Origin of the sequence: Mesorhizobium sp. B3-1-8, assembly GCF_006439495.1 — a bacterium.
Taxonomy (GTDB): Bacteria; Pseudomonadota; Alphaproteobacteria; order Rhizobiales; family Rhizobiaceae; genus Mesorhizobium.
In genome coordinates this window covers 48,758-70,177 of sequence record NZ_VFTK01000019.1, presented here as the reverse complement: position 1 = coordinate 70,177, position 21,420 = coordinate 48,758, and the positions used below count along the sequence as shown (strand labels likewise).

The window sequence follows — 21,420 nt, the reverse complement described above, 5'->3', positions numbered from 1 at the left end:
GTCTGCGCGCGTCGCTTCGCTCCTTGCTCCGCCCTAGAATGACGAACTAAAGAAAAATGCCCGGTCCTGGAGGAGGAACCGGGCAATGTGCAGGCTGGCCGGCGGGGAACCGGCAGGGAGTGTGGGAGCCTGCATGAGACTTGGTCGCGCCGAGCCGTGAAAAGGTTCAACGCGACCGGAAATCCAGGCAACGCGGCCGTTCAGGCTACCTGACGAGCGAGATCCTCGATCGTGTCGGCGCGCTCGCTGGCGATGGCGCGCAGCTTCACCGTCGGGTCGCGGCCGAAGGGCACGGCGACGGCGACATGGAGGTCGGCGCGGGTCAGGCCGATATCGGCAAGCTCGGCGTCCGACATCTCGCCCAGGCGATAGAATGCGCGGCGATTTTTCCAGGCGACATAGGCGTTGGCGAGAGCATTGAGCGCACGCGTCGCAACGGCCGGACGCGTGGTGATGCGCGGGGTCTCGGAAGCGAATTCAATCGTGGTCATGTCAGTCTCTCCTTCCAGGAGTCGAGCGGGCGAAACCAGGCAAGCGGCGCCTTGGGAGAAGCGCCGTTCCGGTTTCCATTCATTGACGTGATGCATGTCGTTGCCGCCAAAAACCGGGGGCCACTTTTGGGCGACACGCACTGCTTTCATGTGGACGATGCCAATTTGCCATCGCGCGATTGATTAATCCAACGAATGTTTTTAATCTCTAGCATCAACATCAATGATAGGTTGGACCGATGAAAGCGCCGCTCGACCTCGATCAGTTGCAGACCTTCATCTCGATCGCCGATACGGGAAGCTTCACCCGCGCGGCCGAGGGGGTGCACCGCACGCAGTCGGCGGTGTCGATGCAGATGCGGCGGCTGGAGGAGCGGATCGGCAAGCCGCTGTTCGAAAAGGACGGCCGCACCAACAAGCTGACCGAGGAAGGCGACAGGCTGCTTTCCTATGCGCGGCGGCTGATCCACCTCAACCGCGAGACCTTGGCCGCCTTCGACGACCAGCGGCTGGAAGGCACGATCCGCATCGGCACACCCGACGACTACGCCGACCGCTTCCTGCCCGAGATCATGGCGCGCTTCTCGCGCTCCAACCCGCGCGTCGAGCTGACGGTCGTCTGCGAGCCGACGCCGGGGCTGGTCGAGCACATCAAGCGCGGCAATCTCGACCTGGCGCTGGTGACGCACAACGACACGCGCGGCCAGTCGGAGGTGGTGCGGCGCGAGCCGCTGTTGTGGGTCACCTCGGCTAACCACGCCACGCATGAGCAGGAAACCCTGCCGATGGCGTTCGGGCGGCCGAACTGCATCTGGCGGCGCGCCGCGGTCGACGTGCTCGACAGGCAGAGCCGCGAGTACCGCGTGCTGTTCTCCAGCTTCTCGGCCACGGTGATCACCGCGGCCGTGCTTTCCGGCCTGGCGGTCTCGGTGCTGCCGGAATGCGCGCTCCGGCCAGGCATGCGCGTGCTCGGCGAGGCCGACGGCTTCGGCCAGTTGCCGGACTGCCGCATCGGCATCATGCGCGGCCAGACCTCGCAGCCGGAAATCGTCGACGCCTTGGCCCGCCACATCGCCGAGAGCCTCGACAACATTTCCGTGCCGGTCAGCGAGGAGACGGGAAGCTTCGACTTCGCCGCGCTCGCCTTCGCCAAGATGAAACGGGTCAAGGCGAACCAGATCATGCCTGGCTGGTAAAGTCAGGCGCGAGCTGCCGAAAGTTCCCGGTCGGCGGACGAAACACCCGGCAGCGCAAGCAATTGGCCGGGCTCCAGCGGCGGCGACAGCAGATAGCCCTGCAACTGGTGGCAGCCCATGCCGACCAGCAAGACTTTTTGCACGTCGGTCTCGACGCCTTCAGCGGTCACCTCGACCTTGAGCGCCAGCGCCAGCTCGATCAGCGTCTTGACGATTGCGCGGGCGCTTTCGTCCTCGTCGAGCAGACGCACAAAAGAGCGGTCGATCTTCAGCTTGTCGATCGCCTGGCGGCGCAGATAGCTCAGCGAGGAATAGCCGGTGCCGAAATCGTCGAGCACGATGCGCACGCCGGACTGGCGCAGCGCGGCAATCACCGTGCCGATCGCGTCATCGTGCTCGAGCAACACGCTTTCGGTGGTCTCTAGCTGCAGGCGGGACGGGTCGAGCCCGGTTTCGCTCAGGATCTCGGCGACCTCTTCGGCAAAGCCGATGTCACGCAGCTGCATCGGAGAGATGTTGACGGCGATCCACGGCAATTCGGTCGTGACGGCGAAGCGGCAGGCTTCGCCCAGCACCCATTTGCCGAGCTCACCGATGAGGCCGCGCTCTTCGGCAATCGCGATGAATTGCGCGGCCGGCAAGGCACCATGCACTTCATGCCCCCAGCGGATCAGCGCTTCGGCCCCCAGTATGCCGCGGCCGTCGGCCGCGAAAACCGGCTGATAGGCGAGCTTGATGCCACCTTCGCCGTCGAGCGCCTTGCGGAGTTCGGATTCGACCTTGCGCTTGCGCAACAGGAGATCGTCCATGTCGCCAGCAAACAGCTCGTAGCGGCCACGACCGTTCTTCTTGGCCTCGTAAAGCGCGATGTCGGCCTTGCGCAACAGGTCGTCCGCGTCGGTGTCCGATCCGGACGACAGCGCGATGCCGACGCTCGCGCTGACGAAGACCTGGTCGTCGATCAGCCGGAACGGCTCGCGCAGCTTCAAGAGCAGCCTTTCGGCGATGTCCTCGGCGCTTCCGGCGTCGGGAACGTCAAGCAGGATGACGGCGAATTCGTCGCCGCCGAGTCGCGCAACGGTATCGACTTCGCGGATCGTGTGCTTGAGCCGCGCCGCCGTCTGGCGCACGAGCTCGTCGCCGGCCGGATGGCCAAGCGTGTCGTTGATATGCTTGAAGCGATCGAGGTCGAGGTAAAGCAGCGCCACGCGCGTCCTGTCCTGGCTGGCGAACAGCAGCGTGCGCCGCAAGCGGTCCTCGAACAGCGCCCGGTTGGGGAGGCCGGTGAGCGTGTCGTGGAAGGCGAGATACTGCGCCTGGTCCTGACTTGTCTGCAGCGCGGCCGAGGCGCGACGCAACCTGCGCAACAGGAAGACCAGCACGCCGCCCGCCAACAGCAGCGCGACCGCCAAGGCAGGAGCGATCTCGCGCACCAAGGCAAGGCCGGGCCGCAGCTGGTCCCAGCCGATATAGCCGAGGATGACGCCGCGCGAATCGACCAGCGGCACGGCGGCTGGGCCAGCCGGCTGTGACAAAGGCACCAGCCGCGCGCCATCAAGCAGGTACTTTCCGGCGATCTTGCCGATCACCGCGTCGTTGATGAATTCGACCGACACATGCAGGCACTCGGTGCCGCGCGCCTGGGTGATCCTGTCCGAGCTCGGCACCAGCGGCATCACACTCAGGATCGCCGGCTTGCCGCCGAGCGACACCAGATCCCCGGCCATCATCTTCGCAGGCTGGCCGTACGCATCGGTCTGCGGCGGCCCAGCCAGCATGCGACGCAGTTTTTCGATGATGGGAAGAAGCGTGGGCTGGTCCTCGCCATAGGCGGAAGCTTCGACCACCTTGCCCTCGCGCATGGCGTGGATCGCATGATTGGCGGCGTCGAGAATATAGACCCGGTTGTGACCGTAATAGGTGTACATCCAGACACTGAGATTCTCTTCGATCCAGGTCTGGTTACCTGCCCTCACATTGATGATCGCGTCATCCCAGACCGAAACGCTTTCCTGCTCCCGCTGAACAGACGCAATCTGGTCTTTCAAACCATCGGCGATGAACATCTTTTGTCGTACGAGCGAGGCATCATCGGCCTGGCTGGCCGCGTAGAAGCCGAAGCCTACGACGATGGCCAAAGCGAATGCGGCGAGCGTCAGCACGGTCAGCGTGACCTGACGGGTCAACGGGCTGCTGTTTTGGCGTACGCTCATCAGGTCCCCGGCCGGCTCTTCTGGGCCTGTCAAAGCAAATCGGGCTTAAGATCGCGTTATAATATCAGCGCGGTTTCTCCGCGCTTGACGCGGGCCGATAAGCGTTCCCCAATCGCCAAATGAGTGAAACAGCAACCGAATCACGCAGCAACGCCACCGAATACACGGTGAGCGAGATTTCCGGCGCGCTGAAGCGCACTGTCGAGGACGCCTTCGGCAATGTGCGGGTGCGTGGCGAGATTTCCGGCTATCGCGGCCCGCATTCGTCCGGCCACGCCTACTTCGCATTGAAGGACGACCGGGCGCGGATCGATGCCGTGGTCTGGAAGACCACCATGGCGCGGCTGAAGTTCCGCCCCGAGGAAGGCATGGAGGTGATCGCCAGCGGCAAGCTGACGACCTATCCCGGCAAATCCAACTACCAGATCGTCATCGACAATCTGGAGCCGGCGGGCGCCGGCGCGCTGATGGCGCTGCTCGAAGAGCGCAAACGACGGCTGCAGGCCGAAGGCCTGTTCGATGCCGGCCGCAAGCGCCCGCTGCCGTTCATGCCGCGCGTCATCGGCGTCGTCACCTCGCCGACCGGCTCGGTGATCCGCGACATCATCCATCGCATCAAGGACCGGTTTCCGCTCCATGTGCTGGTCTGGCCGGTGAGGGTTCAGGGCGACACGACCGCCAGGGAAGTCACGGCTGCGGTCAACGGCTTCAACGCGTTGACATGGGAGGGACCCATCCGCCAGCCCGATCTGTTGATCGTGGCGCGCGGCGGCGGCAGCCTCGAAGACCTGTGGGGCTTCAACGACGAAGGGCTGGCGCGCGCCGTTGCGGCGTCCGGCATCCCGGTGATCTCCGCTGTCGGGCACGAGACCGATACGACTCTGATCGACTTCGTCGCCGACATGCGCGCGCCGACGCCGACGGGTGCGGCCGAGATCGCCGTACCGGTCAGGGCGGAGCTGGAGGCGACGCTCGCCAGCCTCGGCGCGCGGCTCAACGCCTGCGCCTCGCGGCATCTGGAGCGCAAGCGCCAGGCGGTGCGCGCGGCGGCGCGGGCACTCCCCTCGCCGGACCAGTTGCTGGCGCTGCCGCGCCGCCGTTTCGACGACGCGACGAGCCGGCTCGGCCGCGGGTTGACGGTGAATATCGAGCGCAAGCGAGCAACGCTGGAGCGGCAAAGGCTGACGCCGGCGACCCTGTCGCGGCGCCTCAACGAAGCGCGCACGCTGACCGGCCGCGACATTGCCCGGGCGCGAGCCGCGTTCTTCGCCATCGTGCGCGAGCGCCGCGCACGCTTTCAGCGCAATTCTACGCGGCTGTCGCCGGCGCCGATCGTCCGACGGCAGAAGCTGCAGGCCGACGTATTGGCCGGACTGTCGCGCAGGCAGGACCAGGCGACGGCGCGGCGGCTCGACCGGCTGCGCGCGGCTCTCACCCAGGCGGACCGGCTGCTTTCGACATTGTCGCACAAAGCCGTGCTGGCGCGCGGCTTCGCGTTGGTCAAGGACGCTGACGGCGCGGTGATCAAGCGGGTCGCGGAGGTGGCGCCCGGCGTGGCGCTGCAGCTGGAATTCGCCGACGGCAATGCCGAAGCCATCGCAACCAGCGGCGGCGCGCGGCCGAAGCTGGCCGCGAAATCACCCGCGAAAGCCAAGGAGCCGGGCAATCAGGGTTCGTTGTTCTGAGGTTTCCATGGGCAACCACGACCCGCATCTTCGCACGCCATCGGGCAAGCCGCGCCTGCGCTCCTTCAGTATCGCGCTCCGGAGGCCGCCCAGGCGGCTTCCGGCCGCATCGCCCGCGCGGAGTTCATCCCGGATGTCGACATCGACCCGTTCTTCGACGCGGTCGTGCAAGATGTCGAGGAAGCGATCCTCAACGCATTGATCGCCAATGAGGATATGGCGGGACGCGACGGCAATTTCGTGCCGGCGCAGCCGAAGACGTGGCTGAAGGAAAAATTCGGATAGAGCGTTTCACGGAAACGCTCTATCTTTGTTTTTACGCAATTCCGGACGGAAAACCGTTACACACTTTTCTTGGAATTGCTCTAAGAGCCGGCCTGTGGCAGGCGGCTGTTTATTCCGCCGGCTTGTCGGGCTTCGCTTCGCTGGTGCCCTCTTCGGCGGCTTCCTCGAGGCGCGACGCGATCAGTTCCTGGATGTCGCCGACCTCTTCCTGGATGTCCTCTAGGAGAATGCCTGCCTCGGCGGCCTTGGCGCAGCACTCCTTGGCAAGGGTCTCGGCCTGCTCGATCTTGATCGGCGAATGCTGGCATTGGACTTTCTCGCCAATCCATCCGCGCAAGAACTCGATCGCATGTTCACTCATACTGCTTCTTCCCTAGCGGCTAAGCCGGTTGGTAGCCATGAACGTCCGCCCCCCATTCGAGCCGAGTCGGCCTCGACCGGCAAGACATCTTGCCCGTGGTTCGCGAAACCGAAGGAATGGAAGGGTTGAAGGTGCACGTTCAGATCGTTGAGAATGATGGGATTGTTGGCCGGGATCGACAGAAGGCCGCCGTTGTTGTTTTTGCTGGCTTTTTTCTATGTTCGACAGCGCATTTGTATCACGATGGGTAGCACAGACTGTGTCACAGCTTTCCGGTCAACGTTGCCCCGTCTTTAGCTGGAGCAGGCGCTATATAGTGGCATCCTCATGCGATGTCGACTCGGGGTCCTTCATCGGGGCGGCTACCTCCCCAGAAGATTGCGCTCGACGGTCCTCAGATGCGTCAGCATCGCCTTGCTGGCGCCTTCGGAGTCGCGCGCCAGCAAGGCATCCAGGACGAGCTGGTGCTCGCTGCAATAGGTGGCGCGGCGTTCCTCCGAGAAGGAACGCTTCTTCATCTCGAACCACGGCCGCTGATTGCGCAGGACGCGCATGAGATTGTGGATCTCCTTGAGGAAGTCGTTGCGCGAGCACGCGAATATGCGGTGATGAAATTCCGCGTCCCAGTGCTCGAACGTCGGCATGTCCTGGGATGCGCAGGCGATCTTGTGCGCCTCGCGCACTGCGTTCAATTCGCCGGCGCTTGCATTGGTCGCGGCGAAGGATGCCGCCGCCGGCTCCAGCAACTGCCTGATCTCCATCATGTCGGCCGGGCTGGTCCCTTCCATCCGCGCGACGGTCGCGGCCATGGAATCGGAATTGGCTGCCGTCAAAAAAGTTCCGCGACCAACATGCCGTACGACCGTGCCGTCATCCTCGAGCAGGCCGACGGCGCGGCGCACGGTGTTGCGCGCCACACCGAACTCGCTTGCCAGGTCACGCTCGGGCGGCATACGACCGTTTTCCATCCATTCGCCCAGCGAAATCCGTTTCTTCAAGGCGATGGCGATGTCGTTGGCAACCAGCTTGGGCATGTTTGGCAGCGTTTATCTGATCCAATGATGAACCATTCATAGCAGCTTTTCGTGCGCCCGTCCATCATGCAGGCCTGCCGGTAGGTCGCCATTTGCATCGCCGCGAGCGTTGGAACTATTTCATGCAGCCAATCCGAATCCGGCTTGCGGCCTAAGCCAATTGGCGCTAGCGTGTTTCAAAAGAGCAGAAAATTGGCTCAAAATTGGTTCACGGGAGGAACTTCATGCGGGTCGCGACATTCTCGCTCGCCGGCGAAAGGCGGGTCGGCCTGGTCGATCTTGCCGCCCAGACCGTTGCCCCCTTCGATTTCCCCGTCGAGCGCGCCGAGACCGGATTGCTGGCGCTGATCGAACGCAACGGAGCCGGCGTGCCGCGCACCCTCTCCCCGGTCCCACTAGCGGGCGTTGAGATCGAAGCTCCAATTCCACAGCCACGCCGCAACATCTTCTGCGTCGGCAAGAACTATTACGAGCATGCGCATGAATTCGCCCGCAGCGGCTTCGATTCCAGCGCCGGCGCCGGCGCGGTGCCAAAACACCCGATCATCTTCTCCAAAGTGCCGGAATCGGTCGTCCCCAACCACGCCAGCGTGTTGATCGACTCCTCCGTGTCGACGGCGATCGACTATGAGGCGGAGCTCGCCGTCATCATCGGCAAGGGCGGGCGCGGCATCTCGAAAGAGGAAGCCCTCGACCACGTCTGGGGCTACACGATCGTCAACGACGTCACGGCGCGCGACCTGCAAGGCAAATACAGCCAGTGGCTGATCGGCAAATCGCAGGACACGTTCTGTCCGATGGGTCCATGGGCCGTCACCAGGGACGAGTTCGATCTCGCCAGCGCCGGCATCCGCTGTTTCGTCAACGAGGACCTGCGCCAGGACTCCAGGATATCGCTGCTCATCTTCGATATCCCGACCATCATCGCCACGCTGTCGCAAGGTATCACGCTCAAGCCCGGCGACATCATCGCCACCGGCACGCCCGTCGGCGTCGGCATCGGCTTCGACCCGCCCAGATATCTCAAGCCCGGCGATGTCGTGCGCATCGAGATCGACGGCATCGGCACGCTGGAGAACCGTTTCGTGGAGAGGCCGCAATGACGACCGTGACTGTCGGCCAGGTCGTTGCGGAAGTTACAGGCGAAGGCGCGGCCGTGGTGATGATCCACGGCCTCGGCGGCACCTCGAACATGTTCCAGCCGCAGATGGGGGCGCTGTCGGGCTACCGCGTCGTCCGGCTCGACCTGCCGGGGTCGGGCCGTTCGCCGCAGCCGATCGAGCCGCTCACCATCGAAGGGATGAGCGAAGCCGTGATCCGCGCCATGGCCGGCATGTGCGTTACCTCAGCGCACCTCGTCGGCCATTCGATGGGCACCATCATCTGCCAGCAGATCGCGGCGACACAGCCCTCCTTGGTAGCTTCGCTCGCGCTGTTCGGCGCTTTGGCCGAACCTGCGGAAGCGACCCGGCAAGGCTTGGCCAACCGAGCCCGTCTGGCACGCTCCGGCGGCATCGCCGACATCGCCGATCAGATCGTCGCCAACGCGATCTCGGCGCACACCAGGGAGACATCGCCCGCGGCAGCGGCCTTCGTGCGGGAATCGATCACCCGCCAGGACCCCGAATCCTATGCCCGCACCTGTGAGGCCCTGGCCAAGGCGACAGCTGTCGATGCGCGCCGGATTTCGGCGCCGACCCTGCTCGTCACCGGCGATGCCGACACGGTCAATCCGCCAGGCGTCGCCCAGGCGCTTGCCGACAAGATCAAGGGAGCCGTATTCTCGTCGCTCGATCGGTGCGGACACTGGGCCACGGTGGAAAGTCCGCGCGAGAGCAACTCGAAGCTCGCCGATTTTTTGAGACGGGTTGATAGGTGAGGATTTCGGATCGGGCGTAGACTTATGCGCTCGGCAAGTTGGGAGGCTTGTTATGGCAGACGAAAACTGGGCCGGAAACGGGTCGGGAAGCACGCTCTTCACCAATGTGCGCGTGCTCGACGCATCAGGTGAATATCCCTACACCGGCGAGGTGCTGGTGCAGGGCAACCGCATCAAGCAGATCACCAAGGGCTCGTCCCGCTTCGGCTCCTCCGCGTCGTCTTCCTACAATGGCGGCGCGCCAGGGGGCGTCACCGTGATCGACGGCATGGGCGCGACGCTGATGCCCGGCATGATCGACGCGCATCTGCATCTGTCCTGGAACAACGCGCCCGGCATCGATCCCATCCAGATGATGGAGATCGAGGAGCACATGCTGGTCACCATGGAGATGGCCAAGCTGGTGCTCGATGCCGGCTTCACCGCCGGCCGGGGCGCGGCCGCCGCCAAGCCGCGGCTCGACGTCGTCGCCAAGAAGTTCATCAACCAGGGCCGGTTTCCCGGACCGCGTTACCTCGCGGCGGGACCGGAGATCACAACGGTCGGCGGCCTTGGCGATTCCGCGCCCTCGCATATTCCGCATGAGGGCCTCAATCTCGGCATCGTCGTCTCCGGTCCGGAGGAAATCCGCCGCACGGTGCGCCAGTTGATCAAATACGGCGTCGATTCGATCAAGCTCAACCTATCCGGCGAGAGCATCACCGGCATGGGCGCCGAGGAGACGCCGATGTCGGAAGAGGAGGTCGCCATGGCCGCCTCCGAGGCGCGCTGCCGCAACAAGGTCCTGTCGGCGCACGCACGCTCTTCCGGCTCGGTCAAGCAGTGCGTGCGCCACGGCATCCAGAACATCTACCACGCCTCCTTCGCCGACGAGGAAGCGCTCGACATGCTCGAGGCGGTCAAGGACAAGCATTTCGTGGCGCCGGGCATCGCATGGCTGATCAACACCGCGCGGTACGCCGAGCAATGGGGCATCAAGCCCGGCTCGCCGCTGTCGCTCGAATATGAGCGAGAGCTTGAAATGTGCGTCGACACGATGAAGAAGATGCACCGGCGCGGCATTCGCGTGTGCATCGGCGGCGACTACGGCTTTGCCTGGACGCCGCAAGGCACCAACGCCAAGGACATCCAGACCTTCGTCGAGATGCTCGGCTTCTCGCCGATGGAGGCGATCCAGGCCGGCACCAAATATGGCGGCCAGATCATGGGCATGGGCGACGAGCTCGGCCTGATCAAGGAAGGCTACCTCGCCGATATCCTGTTGATCGACGGCGACCCGATTTCGGACGTGCGCATCCTGCAGGACAAGAACCGCATCCTCGCCATCATGAAAGACGGTAAGTTCCACAAGGCGCCGCGCATGAACGAGCAGCGCCGGCGGCTGACCGCATGAGCATACTCGACCAGCCATCGTCCTCGCCGCTGTCGCGCGGCGGCATGACACGCCGCCAGGCCTGGGGCCTCGTCGGCCTGCTGGCCGCGGCGATCGTCGCCTGGCTGGTCTTCGCCGTCTGGCCCGCCTGGCTGAACGCGATCCTGATCTCCAAGAAGGCCTTCGTCAGCGCCATCCTCAACGGCCTGACGCTCGCCGGCCTCTATTTCCTGGTCGCCAGCGGGTTCACCCTGATCTTCGGCCTGATGCGCAACATCAACCTGGCGCACGGCTCGCTTTACCTGCTCGGCGCCTATATCGGCTACGAGGTCACCAGCCGCACCGGCTACTGGCTGCTCGGCGTCGCCGCCGGCTTTGCAGTGCTGGCCATCATCGGCGTCGTCATGCAGGTTTTCGTCTTCCGCCGCCTGGAGGGCGACGACCTCCGACAGACCCTCGTCACCATCGGCATCTCGATCGTCGCCGCGGACCTGATGCTGGCGGTGTGGGCCGGCGGCACCTACCAGATCGCCACGCCGGAATGGCTCGACGGCGCCTTGACCCTGCCAGTCATCACAGCAGTGCGCTCGAACGGCGCTTCGGTTTTCCTGACCTATCCGCTCTACCGCGTGGTCGTGCTGGCGGCGGCGATCGTCATCGGAGTCGGGCTCTGGCTGATGCTCAACAGGACCCGCGTCGGCATGATGATCCGCGCCGGCGTCGACGACCGCGCCATGCTGTCGGCCTCGGGCGTCAACGTGCACGCAGTGTTCGCCATCGTCTTCGCGGTCGGCGCCGGGCTTGCCGGTTTCGCCGGCGTGGTCGGCGGATCGGCCCTCTCGGTCGCACCCGGCGAGGACGTGCGCTATTTGCTTGCCTCGCTGGTCGTGGTGATCGTCGGCGGCATGGGCTCCATCACCGGCGCGGCGATCGGAGCGCTGCTCATCGGGCTGGCCGAGCAGATCGGCCTGGTCTATTTCCCGACCTACGGCGTGGTGCTCACCTTCGTCATCATGGTGGTGACGCTGGCGGTGCGGCCGCAAGGCATCATGGGGAAGGCGAGATGAGCCTGACCACGGTCGCCGACGGCGCGGTGCCGCAACAGAACTGGCTGGACAAGATCGGCGCGGGTCACGTCATCCTTGCCGTCGCGCTCGTTCTCTATCCGCTGGTGGCATCGGATTTCTTCCTGACGCAGATCGCCGGCTACTCGATGATCTTCGGCGTGCTGGCGCTGTCGCTGATGCTGCTGGCCGGCTATGGCGGAATGCTCAGCCTGGCGCAGATCACGGTCGCCGGGATCGCCGCCTACGTCGTCGCCATCCTCGGCAGCAACAATTCCAACGTGCTGGGCTTCGGCTGGCCCTGGTGGATCGTCGTCCCCTTCGCGGTTGCCGCGGCGGCGGTGTCGTCGGCGCTGATCGGCTGGATCTCGGTGCGCACGGAAGGCATCTACACGCTCATGATCACGCTGGCGATCGCGACGGCGACCTTCTACTTCGCCCAGCAGAACTACGCGATCTTCAACGGCCATTCCGGCTACGCCGGCATTCACGCGCCGGTCTTCTGGGGCATCGACTGGCGGGACCCGAAACCCTTCTATTACCTCTGCCTCGGCCTTGCGGCGCTGTCCTACGCGGCGGTGCTCTACGGCTCCCGCTCCACCTTCGGCATGACCTTGCAGGCGATCCGCGACAATCCGCGAAGGATGCGAGCGCTGGGCTATCATGTCACCGCGCACAAGGTCTTCGCCTGGTTCCTGGCAGGCATCCTCGCCGGGCTGGCGGGCGTGCTTCTGGTGTGGTTCAACGGGCGCGTCTCGCCCGGCACTATCGGTGTCGACGTGGCGATCGACATCCTGATCATCGCCGTCATCGGCGGCCTGCGCCACCCGATCGGGCCGTTCGTCGGCGCGATCGTCGTCATACTGATGCAGACCTTCGCCATCGACATCGTCGGTGCCGAGCGTTTCAACACGCTGATCGGCCTGGTGTTCCTGGCGATCGTCTTCGTCTCGCCGGATGGAATTCTTGGGTTGTGGGGGAGGATCAAGCCACATCTTGCCCAGGGATCATTGCGCGCCGGCCCCTAGCGGCTGGCGCGGATGAAGCACTGCTGACCAATCAAACGGGAGGAACCGAAAATGCACAGACGTACACTGCTGGCCCTGGCGCTGTTCACCGGGCTGACCGCGCCTTCGATGGCGCTCGCCGCCGACGACACGATCAAGATCGGCCTGCTCGCCACTTTCGAAGGGCCGTTCACGGTGCTCGGCGAGGACGGCGAACGCGGCGCCATGACGGCGGTCGCCGAGACCAACGGCACTGTCGCCGGCAAGAAGATCGAGATCGTCAAGGGCTCGTCCGACGCCTCGCCCGACAGCGCCGTGCGCGCCGCGCGCAAGCTTGTCGAGCAGGACGGCGTGAAGGTGCTGGTCGGCCCGCTTTCGGGCGATGAAGGCCTCGCCGTCAAGGACTATGCCAAGACCAAGCCGGACGTGACGTTCATCAACGGCACCTCGGCAGCGCAGGACACGACGCTGCGCAATCCGGCCGAGAACTTCTTCCGCTTTTCCACCGACGGCGCGCAGTGGATGGCCGGCCTCGGCACCTATGCCTTCAACGACAAGGGCTACAAGAAGGTCGCCACCGTCGCCGAGGATTACTCCTTCCCCTACACGCAGGTGTTCGGCTTCATGGCCGAGTTCTGCAAGGCCGGCGGGCACGTGCCGTCGAAATCCTGGGTGCCGATCGGCAACAAGGACTTCTCCTCCGTCATCGCGGCGATTCCCGAGGATGTCGACGCCATCTATGTGGCGCTCGGCGGCGCCGACGCCGTTAACTTCCTGACCCAATACCAGCAGGCCGGGGGCTCGGCTCCGCTCATCGGCGGCTCGATCACTGTCGACCAGACCGTGCTGACTTCGAAGGGCAAGCTGAAGGATGTGCTGAAAGGCACGCCGTCTGCCGGCCCGACCGCCGACACCAATGACGCGCCGGCCTGGAAGACGTTTGTCGACGCCTACGAGAAGCAGCCGGGAGCCTTCCCCTCGCCGTCGCTCTTCGCCCATGGCTACTATGTGAACATGAAGGCGACGCTGCTGGCGCTCGACCAGGTTGGCGGCGACGTCTCCGACGGCGGCAAGAAGTTGCGCGAGGCCTTGTCGAAGCTTTCCTTCGACACGCCGACTGGCAAAGTGTCGCTCGACAAGAACCGCAACGCGGTCGCCGACATCTTCTTGACCGAGGTTACCGAAGGCTCGGACGGCACTCTTCTCAACAAGCTGGTCAAGGTCGTGCCGCAGGTCAACCAGACGCTGGGCATCCCCGAGGACGAGTTCATGAAGCTCGGGGCGGTCAACCGCGACAATCCGAGCTGCCCGTAACGGCACGCGCCAAGAGCATCGTCAGTGACCGAAAACCTGGCCGCGAACCGTCTGCAGAGCACCAGTGCCTACGCGCTGGAGCTCGATGGCGTGGCGCGGCATTTCGGAGCGCTGGTGGCGCTCTCGGGCATCGATATGAGGATCGCGGCCGGCGAGCGGCGCGCGGTCCTCGGCTCCAACGGCGCCGGCAAGACCACCCTGTTCAACGCCGTGACCGGCGACTTCCTGCCGACTGCCGGACGCATCCGTTTCTTCGGCGAGGACATCACCGACCTGCCGCCGCACGAGCGTATCCGCCGCGGCCTGCGCCGCACCTATCAGATCTCGCAGCTGTTCAAGGGGCTGTCGGTCCTCGATTCCATCTTTCTCGCCTGCCGAGGCGTCTCGCGCCAGCGGTTTTCGCTGCTGAGGCCCACCGCCGCCGACGTCAACATGGTGCAGGCGCGATCGATCCTCGAGGCGGTTCATCTCGAAGCCCATCGCGACGCACTGGTGGCGACGCTGAGCCACGGCCAGCAACGCCAGTTGGAAATCGCGCTGGCGCTCGCCGGCGCGCCGCGCTTCATCCTGTTCGACGAACCGGCGGCGGGTCTTTCGCCGACCGAGCGGCGCGACCTCGTCGCCATCCTCAACGCGTTGCCGAAGCATATCGGTTTCATCATCATCGAGCATGATCTCGACGTCGCCCTGCGCGTGGCGGACTACGTGTCGATGATGCACAATGGGCATCTGTTCAAGGAAGGCACGCCGCAGGAAATCGAGGCCGATCCGGAGGTCCAACAGATCTATCTCGGAGGCAAGCATGGCTGAACGCCCCGCCGGCAAAAGCCCCAGGGCGGTGCTGAAGATAGAAGACCTGCAGGTCTTCTACGGCGAGAGCCATGCCTTGCAGGGGATTTCGCTGACGCTGGAGAGCGGTGTGCTTTCCGTGGTCGGCCGCAACGGCATGGGCAAGTCGACGCTGTGCAATACCATCGTCGGACTGAAGCGCGCGCGCTCCGGCTCGATCCGCTTCGACGGCCGCGAGACCACCGCGCTCGAACCGCACGAGATCCACCGCCTCGGCGTCGGCTATGTGCCGCAGGGGCGGCGCGTCTGGCCGAGCCTGACGGTCGACGAGCATCTGCGCCTTGCCGGCGGCAATCGGCGTGACGCGAGTTGGACGGTCGAGCGCGTCTACCAGACCTTTCCGCGCTTGGCGGAGCGCCGGCACAATGGCGGATCGCAGCTGTCGGGGGGCGAGCAGCAGATGCTCGCCATCTCGCGCGCGCTCCTCAGCGACCCGAAGCTTCTGGTGATGGATGAGCCGACCGAGGGGCTGGCGCCGATCATCGTCGACCAGGTCGAAAAGATGCTGGTCGACCTTGCCGCCGAAGGCGAGATGGCGGTGCTCGTGATCGAGCAGAACATCGGCGTCGCCACCGCTGTCTCCAGCCAGGTCGCGATCATGGTCAATGGCCGGATCAACCGGCTGATGGACGCGGCCGCGCTCACCGTCGACCGCGACCTGCAGCAGCGGCTGCTCGGCGTCGGACGCCACGCCGAGGAAGCGCCTGTCACGCCGACGGAAGCGGCACAGGCAAAGGAGCAACTGGCGGCCGTCTATCGCATCGACCGCGCGTCCGCCGGATCGCTCGAGCCGGCGGGGGGCGACGGCGTCTATCGGCCCGTCACCCAATTGCCCAACCGCTGGAACGTGCCGGTCACCGAACTGAGGCAAGCGGCCGTCGACAAGACGGCGCCCCAGGACGACCCGAAGAAGGTCTTCGCCATCCCCTTTGCCGAGCGCATCGGCAAAACCGTGCTGATCGTCGGCACGTTCGACACCAAGGGCAAGGAATTGCGCTTCGTCGCCGACCGGCTGAAGTCGCTCGGACTGCCTGTGCGCACCGTCGACCTGTCGACATCGGGAAAGCCGTCGAGCGCGGACGTGCCCGCCATGCAGGTGGCCGGCATGCACCCGCGCGGATCCTCGGCCGTCTTCACCGACGATCGCGGCGGCTCGGTCGGCGCCATGGCGGAGGCTTTCGCGCGCTGGATCGAGCGGGAACCGCGCATCGGCGGCGTCATCTCGGCGGGCGGCTCCGGCGGCACCACGCTGGCGACGTCCGGCATGCGGGTCTTGCCGGTCGGCATCCCCAAGCTGATGGTCTCGACGGTGGCTGCGGGCGACGTCGCCAAATATGTCGGCGGCGCCGACATCATGATGTTCCATTCGGTCGCCGATGTTCAGGGGTTGAACTCGATCACCGAGCAGGTGCTGTCCAACGCCGCCCACGCCATGGCCGGCATGGTCGCGCAACTGCCCAATGCCGAGGCGTGGGACGCCAGGCGCAAGCTGGCGCGCCCTGCCCTCGGCATCACCATGTTCGGTGTCACCACGCCGGCGGTGCAGGCGGTGACGAAACGGCTCGAAGCCGACTATGACTGCCTCGTCTTCCACGCCACCGGCATCGGCGGGCGCGCCATGGAGAATCTCGGCGACTCCCGGCTGCTGTCGGCTTTCCTCGATCTCACCACGACCGAAGTGGCCGACATGATCGTCGGCGGCGTCTTCCCGGCGACCGAGGATCGTTTCGGAGCGGCGATCCGCACAAGGCTGCCCTATGTCGGCTCGGCCGGCGCGCTCGACATGGTCAATTTCGGGCCGCGCGAGACCGTGCCGGAAAAGTTCCGCGGCCGCAAATTCGTCATTCACAATCCAAATGTCACGCTGATGCGCACGACCCGCGACGAGAACCGGGCCTTCGGCGAATGGATCGGCACGCGGCTCAACGCCATGGACGGACCGGTGCGCTTCCTGCTGCCCGAGGGCGGCGTGTCGCTGCTCGATGCGCCTGGCCAGCCCTTTCACGATCCGGAAGCCGACAACGCTCTGTTCGAAGCGATCGAAAAGACCGTTCGCCGGACGCCCCAGCGCCATGTCGAGCGGGTGCGCGCCAACATCAACGACATGCCCTTTGTCGATGCGGTGATCAGCGCTTTCCACGCGATCGGCCCAAAGCTGCAGAGGCGGGCATGAACAGTTGGACTTTACCGGACGGCGGACGGATCTTCGAAATTGGTGCCGGGCGCCTGGCACTGACCGGATTGTGTAGGGGAGAATAAATCATGGACGCGCAGAGCTTTGGCGCTTTCCTGTTGTGGCTGATCGTTGCCGCGGTCGTCGTGGTGATCGCCGTCTACATCTTGCGATGGCTCTATCGCCGCTCGACCAAGGAGACGGCGTTCGTGCGCACCGGCTTCCTGGGCGAGAAGGTGGTGGTGAATGGCGGCGCCTTCGTCATTCCGGTGCTGCACGAGATCACCCCGGTCAACATGGGTGTGCTGCGCATCGAGGTTCGCCGCGAGGACGCGCTGGCGCTGATCACCAGGAACCGCATGCGCGTCGACCTCATCGCAGAGTTCTTCGTCCGCGTCGGCGCGAGCCGGGAATTTGTTGCCGCGGCGGCGCAGACGCTCGGCCGCCGCACGCTACAGCCCGAGAGCCTGCGCGAATTGCTGGAGGGCAAGTTCGCCGGCGCCATGCGCACCGTCGCCGCGCAGATGACGCTGGAAGAGATGCATGAGCTGCGCGGCGACTACGCCGACAAGGTCCGCGCGCTTGCTTCGGATTCGCTGACCGCCAACGGGCTGGAACTGGAAAGCGTCGCCATCGTCGACCTCGACCAGACCAGCCTCGAATATTTCGATCCGTCCAACGCCTTCGATGCCGAAGGCCTGACGCAGCTGACGGAGTCCATCGAGACCAGGCGCCGCATGCGCAACGAGATCGAGCAGCGCACTTTGGTCGACATCCGCAACCAGAACCTCGACACCCAGCGCAAGGTGCTGGAGATCGAGCGCGACACCGAATATGCGCGCCTCGAACAGGAGCGCGAAGTCGAGATCCGCCGCGCGGCGCAGCGCTCCGAGCTCGCCAGGGAACGGGCCGTACGCGACCAGGAAGCCGAACAGGCGCAGCTTTCCGCGCGCGAGGCGGTGGAGAAATCGCGTCTTGCCCAGGAGCGCAGCGTCACCGAGGAACGCATCCGCAGCGAGGAGGACACGCAGCGCCGCGAGATCGCGCGCCGCCGCGCGCTCGACGAGGCCGAGATGAAGATGCGCGAATTGACCGAGCGCGAGCAGATCGCTCTCGGACTTGCGCTGGAGAAGGCGCGCATCGAGCGCGAAGGCGCGCAGAGCGGGCTCGAGATCGAACGCAAGAAGTCGCTCGAAATAGCCGAGCTCGAACGCCAGATCGCGCTGGCGGAAAAGGCGCTCGAAGTGACCAGGGCGGAGGCGGAGAAGCGCCGCGCCGAAATCGTCGAGAACCAGGCGACCGAGACCGCGCGGATCGAGCAGGAACGTGCGGTCGACGAGGTGCGGATCGCCAGGGAACGCCATCTCGAAGCCTTGCAGATCGCCAAGCGCCAGGCCTTCGAGGAAGCCGAGATCTCGGCTGGAGAAGAGGTCGAGCGAGCACGCATCACCACCGAGCGCGGCATCGAGGAGGCTCGCCTTATCAAGGAGCGCGATCTTCGTCAGCTCAGCGTCGACCGCGACCAGAAGATCGAGATCGCCGAGATCCAGAAGGCTATCGACATCGCCAAGAAGACGCAGGAACGCTCCTCGGCAATCGCCGCGTCGGAAGCCGTTCGCGCCAAGGCCATCCAAGCCGAGGAACAGGCCCTGACCGCCCGCGAGCGCGAGATCGCCGAGCGCCGCAAGCTGACCGACCTGATCGGCGCCAGCCGAGAGGCGGAGCGCGAGGCCCTTCGCGTGACGGCCGCCGCCGACGCCGAGATGAAGGCCGCAAAGAGCCTGGCGGAGGCACAGAAGATCGCTGCGGTGGCGGCCGCGGAATCGGAAAAGATCCACGCCCTTGCCGCAGCCCAGCGCTACGAGGTCGACGCGACCGGCCATCGGCAGATCAACGAAGCGGAGAACCTTCTCTCCAGCGAGGCGCGCGCCGGGCGCCTGCGCGGTAAATTGCTGGATCACATGGAAGGCATCATCCGCGAGAGCGTCAAGCCGATGGAGAAGATCGACGGCATCAAGATCCTGCATGTCGACGGTATCAACGGCGGATCCGGCGGCAACCGCAACGTCACCGACGAGGTGATCGATTCGGCGCTGCGTTACCGGGTGCAGGCGCCGATGATCGACAATCTGATGAAGGAGATCGGCATCGAAGGCGGCTCGCTCGGACGGATGACCGACGTGCTGCGCGACGCCAAGGACATTTCCAACCTCGCCCGCGATAAAAAGGGCAAGGGCAAGGCCGCCAAGGACGATGATGACGACCGCGACCATTGAGGTGACGGCGGTGTTTTCTTGCCAAGTGGTTCCCCCACTCCGTCGCTGCTTCGCAGCGCCACCTCTCCCCCCTCCGGAGAGAGAGGAAAGGAGCCAGTTGGAATCGCCTCGCGCCTTTCCTCTCCCCCGTCGATCCGGGGAGAGGTGTCGAGCGAAGCTCGACGGAGTGGGGGTCGATCTGGCGCGGCGCAAGACAATAAATGCTCGGACCGCCATGCCCACGGCCGGCTCGCAAGCATGACCAAGGTCTATGTCTCCTCGGTCATCCCGGCCCCGGCCGCGGACGTCTGGAAGGTCGTGCGCGACTTCAACGGCTTGCCGGACTGGGCGCCTTTCGTGGCCGAGAGCCGCATCGAGCAGAATGCGCATGCCGACCGGATCGGCTGCATCCGCAGTTTCACGCTCAAGGACGGCGGACGGATCCGCGAACGACTGCTGGCGCTGTCGGACTACGACCTCTCCTGCAGTTATGCGATCCTGGAGAGCCCGATGCAGGTGGAGAACTATGTCGCCACCTTGTCGCTGACGCCGATAACCGACGGCAATTTGACGTTGGCCGAATGGCAGGCCGAGTTCGATTGCGCCCCCGAGCGCGAGGCAGCGCTGACGCAGCAGATAGGCAGCGGCGTGTTCCAGGCCGCGCTTACCGCGCTGAAGCAGCGCTTCGGACGCTGACCGCCGCGAATGGTCCAGGTCCGCCAGAGCACGATCATCGATGCCCCGATCGAGGAGGTCTGGGCCATCCTGCGCGATTTCAACGGCCACGACCGCTGGCACCCGGCCATCGCGTCGAGCGAGATCGATGGCGGCGAGCCGGCCGACGCGGTCGGCGCCGTGCGCCATTTCCGTCTGGCCGACGGCGGCGAACTGCGCGAGCAGCTTCTGGCGTTGTCCGACAAGGAGCGCCGGCTGAGCTACTGCCTGCTCGAGGCGCCGCCGCCGTTGATGGGTTATGTCGCGTCGATACGGCTGAAACCGGTGACCGACGGCAACGCCACCTTCTGGGAATGGCGCTCCGAATTCCACCCGCCGGCGCATCGCCGCGACGAACTGGTGAAGCTGGTCGCCGAAGATATCTATCGTGCCGGCTTTGCCGCGATCCGCAATCTCCTCGGACGTCGCGACGCCGCCATGCCGGCCGAGGCAAGGCCGTCGCCGGCAACCATGCCGTCGACGCCGACAGGCGTGGCACCCCGTTCGATCCCCGCGCCGTCGATCCTCGCACCGCCCCGGGACACACGAGAAACGACGCGCGCGATCCTTGTCGAGCGCTATGGCGGACCGGAGGTTCTGCAGCTGAAGGAAATCGCATTGCCGCCGCCGGCGCCCGACGAGGTGCGGATCCGCCACATGGCGATCGGCGTCAACTTCATCGACGTCTATTGCCGCACCGGCTTCTTCGATCTGCTGCGGCCGCCGGGCGTGCCGGGCATGGAGGCCGCGGGCGTCATCGAGGCTGTCGGCGCGGCAATATCCGGCCTGTCGGTCGGCGATCGGGTGGCCTATGCCTGCCCGCCGGTCGGCGCCTATGCAGAGCGCCGCAACATGACGGCCGACCTGTTGGTGCGGCTGTCGGACGACATTTCTGACGAGGTCGCCGCCGCGAGCCTGCTCAAGGGCGTGGCAGCCAGTTTTCTCCTGCACGACGTCCATGCCGTTCGGCCAGGCGAGGTCGTGCTCATCCACGCCGCCGCCGGTGGCATCGGCCAATTGCTGGTGCAATGGGCACGCCATCTCGGCGCCACCGTGATCGCAACCATGTCGAGCGATGACAAGGCGCGCATCGTCGAGCGTCTCGGCGCGCACCATGTCATCGTCTACTCCCGGGAGGATTTCAGCGAGGCGGTGATGCGGCTGACCGCCGGCGCAGGCGCCAACGTCATTTACGATGCCGTCGGTATCGATACTTTCGCCGGCTCGCTCGCGGCCCTTGCCACACGCGGTCATCTCGTCAGCTTCGGCCAGGCATCGGGGCCGGTCGGCGCCTGGGACATCGACCGCCTGGCCTCGAAGTCGATCACCGTTTCGCGGCCCAATTATGCTCATTACACCGACACGCCCGAGAAGCTCGCGCCGCATGTCGACCGCTTCTTTACGGCATTTCGCCAGCGCGCCGTCAGGATCGGGCAGCCAGCGTCCTACGACCTGGCCAAAGCCGCGGACGCCCATCGAGACCTGGAAACCCGCAAGACCAGCGGGGCGCTCGTTCTGTTGCCGTAGC

At 65.2% G+C, this 21,420-nt stretch carries 17 protein-coding genes and 1 pseudogene; 14 read left to right on the top strand and 4 right to left on the bottom strand.

Features of this window, described 5'->3' with window-relative positions; genetic code table 11:
- Positions 1-200 precede the first annotated feature (200 nt).
- The gene (locus FJ424_RS18725) at positions 201-491 is read right to left on the bottom strand and encodes a DUF1127 domain-containing protein (RefSeq protein ID WP_140643878.1); all 291 of its coding nucleotides are present in this window, start codon (positions 489-491) and stop codon (positions 201-203) included.
- Between the two features lie 239 nt (positions 492-730).
- On the opposite strand from FJ424_RS18725, the gene FJ424_RS18720 reads away from it, so the two are divergent.
- Complete coding sequence (locus FJ424_RS18720; RefSeq protein ID WP_140654004.1) at positions 731-1,687, top strand: LysR substrate-binding domain-containing protein; 957 nt, start codon at positions 731-733, stop codon at positions 1,685-1,687.
- Positions 1,688-1,689: 2 nt separating this feature from the next.
- Here FJ424_RS18720 and FJ424_RS18715 read toward each other — a convergent pair whose 3' ends face one another.
- Positions 1,690-3,900 carry an EAL domain-containing protein gene (locus FJ424_RS18715; protein ID WP_140654002.1) on the bottom strand — a complete coding sequence of 737 codons (2,211 nt, stop codon included), beginning with the start codon at positions 3,898-3,900 and terminating at the stop codon, positions 1,690-1,692.
- Between the two features lie 119 nt (positions 3,901-4,019).
- On the opposite strand from FJ424_RS18715, the gene xseA reads away from it, so the two are divergent.
- On the top strand, positions 4,020-5,585 hold the full coding sequence (gene xseA, locus FJ424_RS18710; RefSeq protein WP_140654000.1) for an exodeoxyribonuclease VII large subunit: 1,566 nt from the start codon (positions 4,020-4,022) through the stop codon (positions 5,583-5,585).
- A gap of 84 nt (positions 5,586-5,669) precedes the next feature.
- A pseudogene (locus FJ424_RS18705) lies at positions 5,670-5,870 on the top strand (P1 family peptidase); the annotation flags it as partial.
- Between the two features lie 109 nt (positions 5,871-5,979).
- Here the strand turns inward: FJ424_RS18705 and FJ424_RS18700 are convergent.
- Both FJ424_RS18700 and FJ424_RS18695 read right to left on the bottom strand, forming a co-directional pair.
- Positions 5,980-6,231, bottom strand: coding sequence for a DUF768 domain-containing protein (locus tag FJ424_RS18700; RefSeq protein WP_140643874.1), 252 nt, complete (start codon positions 6,229-6,231; stop codon positions 5,980-5,982).
- A gap of 362 nt (positions 6,232-6,593) precedes the next feature.
- Positions 6,594-7,265, bottom strand: a complete 672-nt coding sequence (locus tag FJ424_RS18695) for an FCD domain-containing protein (protein WP_140653999.1) — start codon at positions 7,263-7,265, stop codon at positions 6,594-6,596.
- 224 nt (positions 7,266-7,489) lie between these two features.
- Here FJ424_RS18695 and FJ424_RS18690 point away from each other — a divergent pair, with 224 nt between their 5' ends.
- From FJ424_RS18690 to FJ424_RS18640, 11 genes are all read left to right on the top strand, one after another.
- A complete protein-coding gene (locus FJ424_RS18690) occupies positions 7,490-8,368 on the top strand; it encodes a fumarylacetoacetate hydrolase family protein (RefSeq protein WP_140653997.1) in 879 nt (292 codons plus the stop codon).
- Positions 8,365-9,144 carry an alpha/beta fold hydrolase gene (locus FJ424_RS18685; RefSeq protein WP_140653995.1) on the top strand — a complete coding sequence of 260 codons (780 nt, stop codon included), beginning with the start codon at positions 8,365-8,367 and terminating at the stop codon, positions 9,142-9,144. The genes FJ424_RS18690 and FJ424_RS18685 overlap by 4 nt, the downstream gene beginning before the upstream one ends.
- A gap of 52 nt (positions 9,145-9,196) precedes the next feature.
- Positions 9,197-10,537, top strand: a complete 1,341-nt coding sequence (locus tag FJ424_RS18680; RefSeq protein WP_140643868.1) for an amidohydrolase family protein — start codon at positions 9,197-9,199, stop codon at positions 10,535-10,537.
- A 44-nt stretch (positions 10,538-10,581) separates the two neighbouring features.
- A complete protein-coding gene (locus FJ424_RS18675) occupies positions 10,582-11,583 on the top strand; it encodes a branched-chain amino acid ABC transporter permease (protein ID WP_181182041.1) in 1,002 nt (333 codons plus the stop codon).
- Complete coding sequence (locus tag FJ424_RS18670; RefSeq protein ID WP_140653992.1) at positions 11,580-12,608, top strand: branched-chain amino acid ABC transporter permease; 1,029 nt, start codon at positions 11,580-11,582, stop codon at positions 12,606-12,608. The genes FJ424_RS18675 and FJ424_RS18670 overlap by 4 nt, the downstream gene beginning before the upstream one ends.
- Before the next feature lie 51 nt (positions 12,609-12,659).
- Entirely contained in the window at positions 12,660-13,901 is a 1,242-nt protein-coding gene (locus FJ424_RS18665; protein WP_140653990.1) for an ABC transporter substrate-binding protein, read from the top strand.
- Positions 13,902-13,925: 24 nt separating this feature from the next.
- On the top strand, positions 13,926-14,711 hold the full coding sequence (locus FJ424_RS18660; protein ID WP_140653988.1) for an ABC transporter ATP-binding protein: 786 nt from the start codon (positions 13,926-13,928) through the stop codon (positions 14,709-14,711).
- The gene (locus tag FJ424_RS18655) at positions 14,704-16,923 is read left to right on the top strand and encodes an ABC transporter permease (protein WP_140653987.1); all 2,220 of its coding nucleotides are present in this window, start codon (positions 14,704-14,706) and stop codon (positions 16,921-16,923) included. The genes FJ424_RS18660 and FJ424_RS18655 overlap by 8 nt, the downstream gene beginning before the upstream one ends.
- An 89-nt stretch (positions 16,924-17,012) precedes the next feature.
- Complete coding sequence (locus FJ424_RS18650; RefSeq protein ID WP_140653985.1) at positions 17,013-19,199, top strand: flotillin family protein; 2,187 nt, start codon at positions 17,013-17,015, stop codon at positions 19,197-19,199.
- A 237-nt stretch (positions 19,200-19,436) separates the two neighbouring features.
- Positions 19,437-19,874 carry an SRPBCC family protein gene (locus tag FJ424_RS18645; RefSeq protein ID WP_140643851.1) on the top strand — a complete coding sequence of 146 codons (438 nt, stop codon included), beginning with the start codon at positions 19,437-19,439 and terminating at the stop codon, positions 19,872-19,874.
- Between the two features lie 9 nt (positions 19,875-19,883).
- Positions 19,884-21,419, top strand: coding sequence for an SRPBCC family protein (locus FJ424_RS18640; protein ID WP_140653984.1), 1,536 nt, complete (start codon positions 19,884-19,886; stop codon positions 21,417-21,419).
- The last annotated feature ends 1 nt before the right edge of the window (position 21,420 follow it).